We start from the raw sequence: 14,991 nt of genomic DNA, 5'->3' as shown, positions 1-14,991 counted from the left end.
AGACTAACAAACGGGAAAAAGAATGAGCTCACCGGATGATCTGTTAACCGCTTGCGCCACCAGCCAGGAAGAAAGGCAGCGCCTCATCTCCCGGGCAAATGACGCTCTGTCGCTTTGGGATAACTGGCTACATCCCTTTACCTCCGGGTCTGAAACCGGGGACGATCCCGCATACGATGATAATTTTCAACTGATGCGTGAAGAGATTAATAAGCTTTCAGGTACCGATTCAGCGCTGTTGTGCGATCTGGCCCGGAAGTGCCTCTGCGAATGCGCCAAAGATATTCGTGTGGTGACCTGGTACGTGCAGGCCCGGCTCAGCCGCGACGGCGAAAAAGGGCTGGCCGAAGGCTTACTGCTTCTTGTCGCGATGCTGGCCCGTTACGGGCAGTCATGCCACCCACAGCGTCCCGCCGCCCGTAAAGCTGCTCTGGAGTGGCTGAACAGTGCAAAAGTGATTGATGCACTGCAGTTATGGCCGGAAGTTGACAGTACTGATACTGGTCTGACGGCAGGCGCCATAAACCTGCTTGAATCCACAGTTTCGGGCTGGCCGGAAGCTGAAAGACCTTCTTTCGCAGGCTTATGTACCGCTCTTGAAAACCGTCTGGCACGCTCAGGCGGCATGGAAGCACTGGTCCCCCAGAACAGCAGCACCCAGGAGCACGTGCGTGAATCAGCCCGTTCGGATTCACCGCAACTGTCAGCGGTGAAATCTGGCCGCGATTTACTCGACCAGGCCAGGTTACTTTCCCGCTGGCTGAGCGAGCAGCCGCAAGGCTGGCTGGCTTCTCATCGGCTGATAAAAACCGTGCGGTGGGATACGGTCGATCAGATCCCTTCGCTGGACAGTAGCGGCCGCACCCGCCTGGTACCACCGAAACCCGAGTATCGCGCTCAACTTAAGCGGCTCTGGCTTCAGAAAAACTGGACCGAACTGGTTGAGCAGGCCAGCCAGATGTATTGCGAAGGTGTGAATCACTTCTGGCTCGACCTCCAGTGGTATCTCTGGCAGGGGCTCAGCCATGCCGGTCAGCCCTGGGATACCTGGGCTGACTCCGTCCTGTTCGACCTGCGGCTGCTACTTAAACGCCTCCCGGGCCTTGAAGGGCTGGCATGGAATGACGGTACCCCCTTTGCCGACGAAGTCACCACCGCCTGGATTGCTGAAAAGGTGAATGAAGATGGCCTGATGTACAGAGATGAACCCGCTACCGTCGTTAATGGTCAGGCTGGCGATGTGCTGCTTCTTGAGTCCGAAGCCATGGAGAAGGGAGACACGGAAGGGCCTGAAGCGGCGCTTGTCTGGCTACAGTCCCGACCGGGGATGGAGACACCACGCCATCGCTGGCTGATACGCCTGTTGATGGCCCGGGTGGCAGAGCAGTATGGCCGAAACGAAATGGCGCTTCATCTGCTTGGCGAACTGACAACCTGTGCGCCACTGCTGACGCTGGAAGACTGGGAACCGGCTCTGTTGTTTGAAGTCCAGGCTCGCCGCCTGAAACTGCTGCGCCTGAAAGCTGGTCGCAGCGAATCCGATAAAGCCCGTCTGATGCCTGAGATGGAGGCTTTACTTGCCGGACTTATTGCCATCGACCCTGCCCGTGCCATGGTGCTCTGTGGCTAATTTTCTTTTTAATAATTTTCAGGAATTCCGTGCATGGATGATTTAACCCTGCGCTATTACGAAGCAGAAATGCGCTACCTGCGTGAAGCCGGTAAAGAATTTGCCCGTGCCCATCCGGATCGGGCTGCAATGCTTAATCTGGATAAGCCCGGCGCACGCGATCCTTATGTAGAGCGCCTGTTTGAAGGTTTTGCTTTTCTGATGGGGCGTCTACGTGAAAAGCTGGACGATGACCTTCCGGAACTGACCGAAGGGCTGGTAAGTCTGCTGTGGCCGCACTATATGCGGACTATCCCGTCGCTGGCCATCGTCGAGTTCTCACCTGACTGGCGCAGCCTGCGTCAGGCCGAAATGCTGGCGGAAGGCTTTTCCGTGCTGTCACGCCCTGTCGGGCCACATAAAACCGCCTGTCAGTACCGGACGACCCGCGATGTTCCGCTACAGCCGCTGCACCTTGCAGACGCGCGCCTGCAAACTGAAACCGATGGCCGCTCAGCCATCCGGCTGCGCTTCGAATGCCCTGAAAAAGTGGACTGGAGTAAGGCCGGGATCGACAAAGTCGCCATTTTTCTTAACGCAGAGAGTCCGGTCAGCTCAGCGTTGCATCTGGCAATGACCCGTCGTGTACACGCCATGTATGCCCGCCATGCCGGGACGTACACCGAACGCCATCGGTTTGATGGCTGGTGCAAACCCATGGGCTTTGATGACAATGATGGCCTGTGGAAGAAAGCAGATACTGCTTTCAGTGGATACCAGCTGCTGCTGGAATATTTCAGCTTCCGTCCAAAGTTTATGTTTGTTGAGCTGCGAGGACTTGACACCATCGGGCTCACTGCGGCCAGCACCTGGTTTGAAATCGATATTGTACTTAGTGAAGCCTGGTCGTCCGATCTGCCCTTTGAGACAGAAAACTTCCGGCTGCATTGTGCGCCGGTCATCAATCTCTTTACCCTGGAGGCCGATCCGCTGACGCTTAACCCGCTGGAAAACGAATACCTGCTGAGGCCGTTGCGTCTTCAGGATGGTCATACCGAGATTTACAGCGTCGATGATATCCATGGCGCGCTGAAAAATGGCAAACATCCCTGGGTACCGTTCACCAGCTTCCGGCACCGGGGCGGTATGATGCGTCACGATGCACCTGAGCGTTATTTCCACACCCGCGTGAAACGCGGTCCCTCGGGTCTGTATGACACCTGGTTAATTCTGGGCGGTCGCTCGTTCGAGCTGGAGCAACTGTCCGAAAAACCGGAATCTCTCTCGATGCGAATAACCGGGACTAACGGCCAGCTTCCGCGTAAGGCACTGGAAAGTACCCTGCTGGACAGGGTGGTGAAGGCGGGTAAAGTCCCGGTCAGAGTCCTGAATGTGACAGCACCGACGATGCCGCTGTATCCCCCGGCAAACGATCGTTTTCACTGGCGGGTGATGAGTCACCTCGGCTCAAATTTCCTCAGCATGATGGACAATCCGGAAGTTCTGCGGGGCACGCTGGCACTCTATGACTGGACCGACGATGAAATGAACCGGCGTCGACTTGAAGCAATCGTCGCCGTGAAGCACACCCTGATCCGCCGGTTTGAGAAGGGTTTTATGCTCCGCGGGGTGGATATAGAGATCACGTTGAATATGGATAATTTTGCAGGCGAGGGCGATGTGAATCTTTTCGGCGAGATGCTGCACCGGTTCTTCGCGCTCTATGCCGATATCCACCTCTTTAACCAGCTCACGCTGGTACTGCAACCGACAGGAAAACGACTGAGATGGCGCGAGAATCACAGCCAGCACGTACCGGGCTGACGTTAACACTCAATAAAAACATCTGGCGGGCCAACTTTTATCGTTTCTGCCAGTTGCTGGAGCAGGAAAATCCGGACGCGCCAAAGCTGGGTACTACCAGCCATCCGGGCAACGACCCGGTACGCTTCAGACCCTGGCCCGGAATGGGGTTCCCGGTCTCCGAACTGCGGGCGGTGGAGACCGATGAAGAAAATCCCGCGCTGCCTCCGACCGTGCGTACCACCTTTCTGGGCATGTACGGCGTGGATTCACCGCTGCCGGGCGCATATCTGGATGATATCGCGCAGCGCCGTGAAGGACACGAGGCGGTCACCTCATTCCTGGACATTTTCAGCCACCGCATCACCACGCAATACTACCGTATCTGGCGAAAATATGCGTATCCGGCCACCTTCGAGGAAGGTGGGCGCGATGCCACATCGCAGTGTCTGCTGGGACTGGTCGGACTCGGTATACCAGGCACGGCTGAACATGTGGCAACGCCGGTTTCACGCTTTCTGGCCTTACTGGGCGCCATGCGATTACCCACCCGTAATGCTGAAGGCATTCGGGCTCTGGTCAGTCTGCTGGCGCCACATACCCGGGCTATTATCACCGAACCCGATCCGGTGAAAGTCTATATTAATAACCGCAGTGGTCTGGGTACCGGAAACCGGGTCCGTCTTTCGCAAAGAGCCACGCTGGGCAAAACGGCACAGGAAGCATGCAGTCGGGTCCTGGTGACACTGGAAACAGAGGATCCGAACGAAGCGGAAGGCTGGTTACCCGGTGGTGTTCTTTATACCGACTTGCTGGTCCTGATGCGCGTCTATCTCGGTCACCGTAGTGATGCCCGACTGCGTCTTACAGTGCCCGTTCGCTTGTTGCCTGAACCCCGTCTTGGTAAAGGCAGGCGTATCCAGTTGGGCCGTACCGGTTTGCTGGGTCTGAAAGCGGGAAAACTCAGTAATAGCCGGGAGAGCCTGACCGTCAGTCTGGGCTGCTATGAAGGGCTGCAATGTTCTGTCTTCCCCCCCGCTGAAGACGGGCATTACCGTTTCGACTAATCATCAATCATTAATTCTCCCCAAAATAATTCTGATTGCAGGAAGGCGGCAAACGCATGAGTCCCCGGGAGCATAGACAACTATGTGACCGGGGCGAGTGCGTGCAGCCAACGCATCTGCAATCAGAAGTATGAAGGGGATAAAAGGAACTTCTGAATGGCAACAATAACCCGCTGGTGGGCGCTGACGCTTATTGCCTGCGGTCTGCTCGCAGGCTGTGGCCTGACCCAGACTGTCACGGACGGTACGGTCAGCATCACGAAATCCATCTTCTACAAGAAAATTAAAACGCTGCATCTGGATTTTACCCCGCGCACGGCCATTAATGCCGATGGTGCCCAGACCCCGCTGGCGACCATGGTGCGGGTCTATCAGCTCAGGGATCGTAAAGTGGTTGATGCCGCCGATTACCAGACGCTGCTGCGCAAGGCCGATACGGTACTTAAAGAGGATATGCTGGCGTCAAAAGAGCTGCTGGTGATGCCCAACGGCAGCATGACGCTCAATATGCCCATGGATGAAGATGCTCAGTTCGTGGCGGTGGTGGGGTTGTTTAACCGTCCGGACCAAAAGGACAACCGCTGGCGTCTGGTGCTGACCCGCGATGACCTTGACCCGGACAAACCCCGTACGATTGAACTGGGTGATGGCTGGCTCAGCCTCGTGCCGGTAAAGGAGTGACGTGATGGATAACTGGTTAGCGCTTTTTGACGGACAGACCCGTTATGTTCTGGATATCAATGACAGCACGGTGAAGCCGGATGTCCTGCGCTTTCGTGGCAGGGAAGCCCTGAGCGAGCCGTTCAGATGGGACATCGAGTTCACCTCCCTGCATGCGAACATTTCCCCGGAACAGGTGCTGATGAAGTATGCGTCGTTGCGGATGCGTGGCGGCAAAAATGTCCACGGCATGGTGACCCACCTGGAATGGCTGTCCACATCAAAAGACCAGTCCCACTACCGGCTTACGCTCAGTTCCCGCCTGGCGCTCCTGGGATACACCCGGCAGTGCGCCGTATTTCAGAACCAGTCCGTGCCGGAGGTGGTGGAGCAGGTGCTGCGTAAACACGGGCTGGAGGGCGCTGATTTTGAATTCAGACTGGAGCGCACCTACCCGCCACGTGAAATTATCACCCAGTGGCGGGAAACGGATTTGCAGTTCATCCGGCGCATTCTGTCTGAAGTGGGGATTTACTGGCGCACGGAGATGGATGACACCCGTGAAATGGATGTGTACATCCTGGCCGACAGCCAGCTTAACTACCGGTTTGATGTGCAGTTGCCGTACAGCGAGCCATCGGGTCTGTTCGACGGCGCGGCAGAATCGGTCTGGGACGTGCGGACCTGGCACAACATCGCCACCGGCACCGTCGCCACGCGGGATTACAACTACCGGACTGCCTCCATGCCGATGGATGCGACGGTGAGCGTGCGTAATGATGCGGTCACCACCGGTGAGCATTACCGTTACGCCGCGCCATATCGTGACGCGGGTGATGATGCCAGCCCGGAGCCGGAAACCGAATCCGGCGCGTTCTGGGCCCGTCTTCATCACGAGCGGGAGCTCAACAAATCAGCCCGCATTCATCTGTTCAGCAACGCTGCCCATCTCACACCCGGGCAGGTGCTGGAGCCGCAGGGGGATGTCATTAAGGCCCTGAAAGAAGGCGTACTTCTCACGATGGTAACCTTCCGGGGCGCGCGTGATTCCCGTCTGCATGTGTCAGTCTGGGGCCAGCCATATACCGAACGTTACTGTTTCCGCCCGGTGGAAATCCCGCGTCCGGTCATCCCGGGCACACTTCCGGCCCGGATTGAAAGTCGGGAGAGAAATGATATCTACGCTCACCTGGACGGGCAGGGGCGCTACCGGGTGAAGCTGGACTTCGACCGGGAAGGGACAGAGCCGGGCTACGGCTATCTATGGCTGCGGATGGCGAAACCTTATGCCGGTGAAACGCTGGGCTGGCATACGCCGCTCACCGATGGCACCGAAGTGGTGATTGCGTACAGCAACGGTGATATTGATCTGCCCTACATCGCGTATGCGCTACACGACTCGGAACATCCCGACCTCGTGGACCGGGACAATCACACCCGCAACATCCTGCGTACCCCGGCGAATAACAAGCTGCGGATGGAAGACAAACGTGGTGAGGAGCATATCAAGCTCGCCACTGAGTACGGCAAAACCCAGTTGAATACAGGTCACCTGGTGGACAGCCAGGGACAACGTCGCGGCCAGGGCACTGAGCTGCGCACCGATGAGTGGGGCGCAATCCGTGCCGGGAAGGGACTGTTTGTCAGCGCGGATGCGCAGGCGAAGGCGCAGGGTGACGCGCTGGACATGGCGGTCGCACTTAAGGAAATCGACCGGCTTAACCAGCAACTGCAGCAGCTGGAAATGGCGGCAGAACAGGCGCAGGCGCTGAAGGCGGACGTTGACAGCCAGATACGGATGTTTGAACAGCGGCTGAAACCGCTCAATGAAGCTGTGCTTTTTTCGGCCCCGGAAGGAATGGCGCTGACCAGCGGTGAAGATATGCAGATGAGTGCAGCACGAAATGTGGCTGTCAACGCCCGGGGGGATATCAGCACCGGAACAATGGGCAACCTGACCGCGCTGGCCGGAGAGAGGCTGGGGCTGTTTGCGCGCACCGGTCAACTGAGCGTCAAATCCGGAGAAGGGCCGGTAGAAGTCCAGGCACAGAACGCCAGTATGCGGCTGTTTGCAGAGAAGAAGCTGACGATGAGCTCGGCGGGTGATATCTCCCTGGTCGGGAAAAAACGTATCACGCTGATTGGCGGGGGGAGTTACCTGCGACTTGAGGCCGGGAAGGTTGAATACGGCACGACAGCATCGTATATACGCAAAGTGAAGCGGACGATGGCGGCGGGGCCATCATCTCTTAGCTTAATGCCCTCTTTTAGTCAGAATGGAATATGTCTGAGTTGTCTTCTTGAAGCTGCGGAAAATGGTGCGCCAATAGTAATTGGGGGGGGTAATTATGATTAATGATATGACTGAATATATGTACACATTGCAATGTGAAGATAATTCACGAAAGCTATATGCCCTTATTGATGGCGCATATTATGAACGATTGTATTCAGATGAGTTATATGAAACTAACGGTGTTAAATCATTATTCGAACATTCTGAAGATAAAAGGTTTGCATTTGCAGGTCCTTGGTTGCTTAATATCTCAATCTTAGGTGAAGACTGGCTGGGAAAAATAAATACTCTTGAGCTGAAATACCCTTCAGTTTCTTGGTTGTTAAGCTCATTGAATACTGGGGACTTATTATTTTATTTAAATAGGAATTTAAAGGTTATCCTACCAAATAATAAAATAGGCATGCTGCGATATTATGATCCGCGTGTACTTATTTACTTGCCTGATGTGTTGACGAAACAACAATTTCAGTTATTTACAACTGGAATAGTCGCGTGGGGATTTCTATACGAAGATGAATATCATTACATTGTGTAACTTTCGAATCGTAATTCTGACAAAAAAGGATTTATTTAATGGCAATAAGTGGAGGCGTTCAAAGTCCGTCTGAAGTGGCTAGGTGCGAAGACCCTGCAATAAGTGCTACGCTACCATGTGCTTCTTGCTGGAGTAAGGATTATACAAAGGAGATTAAAGTACACACTGGGAAAAGGTATTCGGATCAGTTAAACGCGGCTGGCGAATCGTATAATTATAATTTTGGAACAGTTCAGTATAAATTAAGTATCCTCTGCAAAACAAAAAATATAGTTGTTGTAGAGATCAGATTCAAGATTGAGTCAGATGATGCGGTAAATAACGTATCTGTTACACAAGCTAAAAAATCATTATTAGAAGGGGTCAAGAAATATTGGGATAATCAGTTTTCATTAAAGGTTATCGACCCTAAATGTGGTACTAAAATATTACCAATTGAGTTTAAGGTACTATTTGTTAAGTCTGATGAACACTATATATTCAAAATTCACGATAAATATGATCGTGAAGGAGTCACGGGAAATGTTCTCGATGTATCGAAGGATACTGGTCCATGGACATATGCCCACGAATTCGGTCATTGCTATGGGTTGCCTGATGAATATGGATACAATCCTGACGCGGAAGAGAATGATCAAGTAGTATACTATAAACCGGATGGGACTCTTGATACACCAATGTCTGTTCCCTATAATGGAGGAGATCCGAGTGACCCAGCTTCAACGATAATGGCTGCATATGGGAATACTATTATTCTGAAAAGACATGGATGGCTTATAGCTATTGAAGCGAATGAGATTTTTAATGAACGAGGTTTAGGAAGGAGGATAGTATGCGATATTGTCTAATATTAAGCTTATTAACTCCTTTATATACATCAATTTCTTTAGCAGAGAATTTAAAAATGACAGATAATAATTTTTTCACCATTAGTGTTAGTTGCAGCGGTCAGAAAGAATGTACATACAATAATCAGAGTGAAATTCCTGTCATTGTGAGCTTTCAGAATATATATTCCAAAGGTTACTATATTCCTCTGGAATATATTAAGAAAACTGGACCTAGTATCAAATTAACTGATCGTGGCAATAAAAAGAGCATGCCACTCAAGCCAAATCTAGTTTGTTGGGATTTAAAGAAAAAAATGACTTACATCCCTGAAGGTGGAAATATTGAATTTACCTGGACTCTTTTGGATAGAGATATTTCACCATTTATAAGTGATGGAAATCTTAATGTTGATGCTGATTTCAAGATTAGAACCAAAATATATGAAGATAAGGAAAAGGAAATTGGTGATTTTATTTCTCTGTCAAAGTTGGTTATAAAAGGAAGTAACCTAAATGAAGATAAACGCTGAGCAACTCGCATTGTTAGATTCGTACTCATCTAATTCTTATGCTAGTGAACTAGTGAAACATTGTAAATCTATCTTTCCGTTGATATATGATTCACTGCATGAAAAAACATTAAGAACTAATATTGCAAAACTAATTGAGACGGCAGGGAGGTCAAAGGTTACTCAACGTGGTCCCCTTCAGCTTTACTTCGATATGGCTGTTACGCTAGGTTCTGAGTTTGAAACTGATCCAATGTACTCAGATTTTAGTTTTAAGCCAGACCAATTCTCGACGAAAAATCAATTGGAAATATCTTTATCTCTTCATGAAAAATTTAGCACCTATATCGAGAATGTCATTGGGGAAGATGGAAAATATGCAAAAAACTTTCTTGGCAGGTTAGAAGTTGAGATGTTCTCAAACATACATACAATTAATTTTATAGAAAGTATGCATAAATTATTATGTGATATTCACCCTCGGAAGTACGAATTCTTGGGGCGAGATAAAATAAATGCCCTGATAGAGTTGGGCACTAAAAAATTCAAATATGATAATACTAGGTCAAAGATACAAGCTATATATATTATGTTAATGTTTGTTATCGGGCATGGTTTTGAAAACGATTTATTCCATCAGAATGAGAATATTTTCAATAGTGATGCTCATGATGATGACTTTTATATATTAAAATCCAAAGGATTTATTGTACGGTTCATTAATGCACTGGTTTTATAGAATTATTAAATCAGATTTCGGGTAAGTATCCCCGTATCTGGTTGTGTTTTCAGGCAATACGCACGCTTTCAGGCATACTTGCTTTCGGCATTTTGTTCAGCGCTCGCAGGCTGCGGCCTGACGCAGACCGTCACGGACGGTACGGTCAGCATCACGAAATCCATCTTCTACAGGAAAATTAAAACGCTGCATCTGGATTTTACTCCACGCACGGCCATTAACGCCGATGGCGCACAGACGCCGCTGGCGACCATGGTGCGGGTTTATCAGCTCAGGGATCGTAAAGCGGTTGATGCCGCCGATTACCAGACGCTGCTGCGCAAGGCCGATACGGTACTTAAAGACGACGTACTGGCGTCAAAAGATCTGCTGGTGATGCCCAAAGGCAGCGTGACGCTCAATATGCCCATGGATGAGGACGCTCTGTTCGTGGCGGTGGTGGGATTGTTTAACCGTCCCGATATGAAGGACAACCGCTGGCGGCTGGTGCTGACCCGTGACGACCTCGACCCGGACAAACCCCGCACGATTGAACTGGGTGATGGCTGGCTCAGCCTTGTGCCGGTAAAGGAGTGACGTGATGGATAACTGGTTAGCGCTTTTTGACGGACAGACCCGTTACTTTCTGGATATCAATGACAGTACAGTGAGGCCGGATGTTTTGCGCTTTCGCGGCAGGGAAGCCCTGAGCGAACCATTCATATGGGACATCGAGTTCACCTCCCTGCATGCAAATATTCCCCCGGAACAGGTGCTGATGAAATATGCGTCGTTGCGGATGCGTAGCGGCAAAAATGTCCACGGCATTGTGACCCGCCTGGAATGGCTGTCCACATCAAAAGACCAGTCCCACTACCGGCTCACGCTCAGTTCCCGCCTGGCGCTCCTGGGATACACCCGGCAGTGCGCCGTATTTCAGAATCAGTCCGTCCCTGAAGTGGTGGAGCAGGTGCTGCGTAAGCACGGACTGGAAGGCCCTGATTTTGAATTCAGGCTGGAGCGTACCTACCCGCCGCGTGAACTTATCACCCAGTGGCGGGAAACGGATTTACAGTTCATCCAGCGCATTCTGTCTGAGGTGGGGATTTACTGGCGCACGGAGATGGACGACACCCGTGAAATGGATGTGTACATATTTGCCGACAGCCAGCTGAACTACCGCTTTGACGTCCGCCTGCCGTACCGCGAGCCATCGGGTCTGTTTGACGGCGCGGCGGAGTCGGTCTGGGATGTGCGGACCTGGCACAACATTGCCACCGGCAGCGTCGCCACGCGGGACTACAACTACCGGACCGCCACCACGCCGATGGATACGGCGGTCAGGGTGCGTAATGATGCGGTCACCACCGGGGAGCATTACCGCTACGCAGCGCCGTACCGCGAAGCGGGCGATGACACCACCTCTGAGCCGGAAACCGAATCTGGCGCGTTCTACGCCCGACTTCACCACGAGCGGGAGCTCAACAGGTCGGCCCGCATTCACCTGTTCAGCAATGCTGCACACCTCGCGCCGGGGCAGGTGCTGGAGCCGCAGGGCGATGTCATCAGCGCGCTGAAAGAGGGCGTGCTCCTTACGCTTGTGACCTTCCGGGGCGCCCGGGATTCCCGCCTGCATGTGTCGGTATGGGGCATGCCTTACACCGAGCGTTACTGTTTTCGTCCGGCGGAAATCCCGCGACCGGAAATCCACGGCACGCTTCCGGCCCGGATTGAGAGTCGGGAGAAGAACGATATTTACGCTCATCTGGACGCGCAGGGGCGTTACCGGGTGAAGCCGGACTTCGACCGGGAAGGGACAGAGCCAGGCTACGGCTACCTGTGGCTGCGAATGGCGAAACCTTATGCCGGTGAAACGCTGGGCTGGCATACGCCGCTCACCAACGGAACCGAAGTGGCGATTGCCTACAGTAACGGTGATATCGGCCTGCCGTACATCGCGTATGCGCTGCACGACTCTGAGCATCCCGACCTCGTGGACCGGGACAATCACACCCGCAACGTACTGCGCACCCCGGCGAATAACAAGCTGCGGATGGAAGACAAACGTGGTGAGGAGCACATCAAGCTCGCCACGGAATACGGTAAGACGCAGCTCAACAGCGGACACCTGGTGGACAGCCAGGAACAACGTCGCGGCCAGGGCACTGAGCTGCGCACCGATGAGTGGGGCGCAATCCGTGCCGGGAAGGGACTGTTTGTCAGCGCGGATGCGCAGCCGAAAGCGCAGGGTGACGCGCTGGACATGGATGCGGCGCTGAAGGAAATCGACCGGCTTAACCAGCAACTGCAGCAGCTGGAAATGGCCGCAGAACAGGCGCAGGCGCTGAAGGCGGACGTGGACAGTCAGATACAGATGTTTGCGCAGCGGCTGAAGCCTCTCAATGAGGCGCTGCTGATGTCCGCCCCGGAAGGGATGGCGCTGACCAGCGGTGAGCATCTGCAAAAATGTCGTCATCAACGCCGGGGGGGATATCAGCACCGGAACAATGGGCAACCTGACCGCGCTGGCCGGAGAGAGGCTGGGGCTTTTTGCCCGCACCGGCCAGCTGAACCTGAAATCCGGCGAAGGGCCGGTAGAGGTCCAGGCGCAGAACGGCAGCCTGCGGTTGTTTGCTGAGAAGAAGCTGACGATGAGTTCGGCGAGTGATATTTCCTTTGCCGGGAAGAAGCGCATCACGCTGATTGGTGGTGGCAGTTACCTGAAGCTTGAGGCCGGGAAGGTCGAGTATGGTACGACGGCGACGTATATGCGCAAAGTGAAAAGGACGATGTTTGCTGGTGCAAATTCAACACCAACGTCATCAATATCAATGCCATTAGTTGAAGATTTAATCAGGATTGGATTCTTCGATGAACAATTCCGGATCTTAAATGATAGTGGTAAGCCTATGGCCAATGTTCCGTATTTTATCTCTAGTGAAAGTGGTGAAACATTTAAAGGTATCACAGACAATCAAGGTCTATGCAAACGTGTTTTTTCAAAGGAATCGTCCAAACTTACCGTTTGGCTAGGTGTCCAGGCTCTGGAGAGATGGTAGATGACTGAGCATTCAACTTTAACTAATGATACTCCACATTCAACGTACGATGTAACTGGTATGTTAATGCCAGCTCGTGCGTTTTTCTTTATCGTTGTCGATGAGCCAGGGAAAGACGGTTTTCTTGTTAGAAAAATATATGCCTCGACATCGAATCCTTATTTATCCCAAATGAATCTATCGCCACTAAGATTACTTTCTGAGACAGATCCTGAACGGTATGGCTTACTTCCCAAAAGTTATGACTCAACAGTTAGTATTGCTGAACATGTCATGGGTAAAAATAAATCACCTTACATCTCTACAAGTTCTATTTTTCCTGAGGGCTCCCCTAGGTTTGACGGTAAGTCAATATATATTGATGTCGAAAAAGCATTAAAATCAGGAGCGGAGTTAGTCACGACTGATGAAATTTTGAAAGCACTTGATGAATACAAAGTTAAAAATCCGCATTTGGCTAAACGTGTCGATAAAATTGCAGCATATGTAAGAGATGTTGATAAGGAAATCTTGATTAAAGGTGAAAAAATACCTGCGAAAGCCATTTTTACCCCAGAATCTCTTAGATTAGTAAAAGGTATGGCGAAAGCTGGTCGCGTAGTTCAGGTCATAGGTATAGTGTTAACAGCGTATGATCTTGAACAAGCAACTGAAAAATCGATAAAGACCGGCAGTGTAAAACCTATCAGCGCGGAAGTTATACGACAAGCAGGTGGCTGGGGCGGATTTGTCGCTGGAGCTAAAATAGGAACCGTTGCTGGTGCGGCAGTGGGAGTGGAAACAGGTCCAGGTGCAGTTATTACAGGACTTGTTGGTGGAATAATATTCGGCGCTGCTGGGTATTATGGTGCAGACTGGATTGCGGATTACATAGATGAAAATTAATTTGTTTGGTTTTTTTAGAAAAGGGAATAACCTTCAGAAAATTTACCCATACCCTGGCTTTGAAGTCTTGTCAAAACCTAAAAATATATATCCATTATTTTTGTCTCTTGAAGACAACAATGTATATGCATATTCATCAAGGTTTATGGTTAAACCTGGTGATGTAGAAATAATAGAAAATATAGTAGAGTCTTCTTTCCGAAAAAAAATAACCAAAGAAAAGGAATGCTTGCATTATAAAGAGAAGGCCTTGCATTATTTTAAATTCAATGAGCTTGGTCAAACAGTGATTGATATAATCACCAACGATAACTATTTTATTAAAAGCCTGTGCAATGAGCACATTGAACCACCCGCCCCCGATACTGTTTTCCCATATTGTGATTTTGAGTCAGTGGGCAGTTTGCAAGGGCAGATGGAAATGTGGTGGAATGTTTATTGGTCTCCTTTTTGGATATCTCTATCGGAAGAAGAGAAAGCTAATTACTTAGATCGTAATAACATATCTAGTGAATTGAGAGAATTTTTGATACTTCATGGTTAATTTTTATTAACCGAATTGTCTCCCCGTGCTAGAAATTTGAGTTTGAAAATTGGTTAGAGTCTAACCTGGAACAACATCGCCACCGGGACCGTCACCACGCGGGACTACAACTACCGGACCGCCACCACGCCGATGGATGCGACAGTCAGCGTGCGCAGTGATGCGGTCACCACCGGGGAGGATTACCGCTATGTAGTGCCTTATCGCGATGCGGGTGATGACACCAGCCCGGAGCCGGAAACCGAATCCGGCGCGTTTTATGCCCGGCTTCACCATGAGCGGGAACTCAATAAATCAGCCCGTATCCACCTGTTCAGCAATGCTGCACACCTCGCGCCGGGGCAGGTGCTGGAGCCGCAGGGCGATGTCATCAGCGCGCTGAAAGAGGGCGTGCTCCTTACGCTTGTGACCTTCCGGGGCGCCCGGGATTCCCGCCTGCATGTGTCGGTATGGGGCATGCCTTACACCGAGCG

12 protein-coding genes and 2 pseudogenes are annotated in these 14,991 nt (G+C 51.4%); all 14 read left to right on the top strand.

The window, feature by feature from the left end; translation table 11 throughout:
* The first annotated feature begins 22 nt into the window (after nt 1–22).
* Nucleotides 23–1,630 carry a type VI secretion system protein TssA gene (gene tssA / locus OOJ60_RS08830; protein WP_205612420.1) on the top strand — a complete coding sequence of 536 codons (1,608 nt, stop codon included), beginning with the start codon at nt 23–25 and terminating at the stop codon, nt 1,628–1,630.
* Nucleotides 1,631–1,663: 33 nt separating this feature from the next.
* Complete coding sequence (gene tssF / locus OOJ60_RS08825) at nt 1,664–3,433, top strand: type VI secretion system baseplate subunit TssF (protein WP_205612419.1); 1,770 nt, start codon at nt 1,664–1,666, stop codon at nt 3,431–3,433.
* Entirely contained in the window at nt 3,397–4,479 is a 1,083-nt protein-coding gene (gene tssG / locus OOJ60_RS08820; protein ID WP_205612418.1) for a type VI secretion system baseplate subunit TssG, read from the top strand. Before tssF ends, tssG begins: the two co-directional genes overlap by 37 nt.
* Nucleotides 4,480–4,635: 156 nt before the next feature.
* Nucleotides 4,636–5,160: a type VI secretion system lipoprotein TssJ gene (gene tssJ / locus OOJ60_RS08815; RefSeq protein ID WP_205612417.1), complete on the top strand. Its 525-nt coding sequence runs from the start codon at nt 4,636–4,638 to the stop codon at nt 5,158–5,160.
* 4 nt (nt 5,161–5,164) lie between these two features.
* The gene (locus OOJ60_RS08810) at nt 5,165–7,495 is read left to right on the top strand and encodes a type VI secretion system Vgr family protein (protein WP_205612416.1); all 2,331 of its coding nucleotides are present in this window, start codon (nt 5,165–5,167) and stop codon (nt 7,493–7,495) included.
* Complete coding sequence (locus tag OOJ60_RS08805) at nt 7,488–7,973, top strand: DUF4123 domain-containing protein (RefSeq protein ID WP_205612415.1); 486 nt, start codon at nt 7,488–7,490, stop codon at nt 7,971–7,973. Before OOJ60_RS08810 ends, OOJ60_RS08805 begins: the two co-directional genes overlap by 8 nt.
* Before the next feature lie 38 nt (nt 7,974–8,011).
* Nucleotides 8,012–8,821, top strand: coding sequence for a hypothetical protein (locus OOJ60_RS08800; RefSeq protein ID WP_205612414.1), 810 nt, complete (start codon nt 8,012–8,014; stop codon nt 8,819–8,821).
* Entirely contained in the window at nt 8,806–9,333 is a 528-nt protein-coding gene (locus OOJ60_RS08795) for a hypothetical protein (protein ID WP_205612413.1), read from the top strand. The genes OOJ60_RS08800 and OOJ60_RS08795 overlap by 16 nt, the downstream gene beginning before the upstream one ends.
* The gene (locus OOJ60_RS08790; protein WP_205612412.1) at nt 9,317–10,051 is read left to right on the top strand and encodes a hypothetical protein; all 735 of its coding nucleotides are present in this window, start codon (nt 9,317–9,319) and stop codon (nt 10,049–10,051) included. The genes OOJ60_RS08795 and OOJ60_RS08790 overlap by 17 nt, the downstream gene beginning before the upstream one ends.
* 78 nt (nt 10,052–10,129) lie before the next feature.
* Nucleotides 10,130–10,627 carry a type VI secretion system lipoprotein TssJ gene (gene tssJ, locus OOJ60_RS08785; protein ID WP_205612411.1) on the top strand — a complete coding sequence of 166 codons (498 nt, stop codon included), beginning with the start codon at nt 10,130–10,132 and terminating at the stop codon, nt 10,625–10,627.
* Nucleotides 10,628–10,631: 4 nt separating this feature from the next.
* A pseudogene (locus OOJ60_RS08780) lies at nt 10,632–13,089 on the top strand (type VI secretion system Vgr family protein).
* A complete protein-coding gene (locus OOJ60_RS08775; RefSeq protein WP_042284636.1) occupies nt 13,090–13,974 on the top strand; it encodes a glycine zipper family protein in 885 nt (294 codons plus the stop codon).
* Nucleotides 13,964–14,518, top strand: a complete 555-nt coding sequence (locus OOJ60_RS08770) for a hypothetical protein (RefSeq protein WP_200034453.1) — start codon at nt 13,964–13,966, stop codon at nt 14,516–14,518. Before OOJ60_RS08775 ends, OOJ60_RS08770 begins: the two co-directional genes overlap by 11 nt.
* 63 nt (nt 14,519–14,581) lie before the next feature.
* Nucleotides 14,582–14,991, top strand: a pseudogene (locus OOJ60_RS08765) (contractile injection system protein, VgrG/Pvc8 family); the annotation flags it as partial.

This window comes from Citrobacter sp. R4, from assembly GCF_026719175.1.
Taxonomy (GTDB): Bacteria; Pseudomonadota; Gammaproteobacteria; order Enterobacterales; family Enterobacteriaceae; genus Citrobacter_A; species Citrobacter_A sedlakii.
This window is presented reverse-complemented; position numbering and strand designations above follow the sequence as displayed.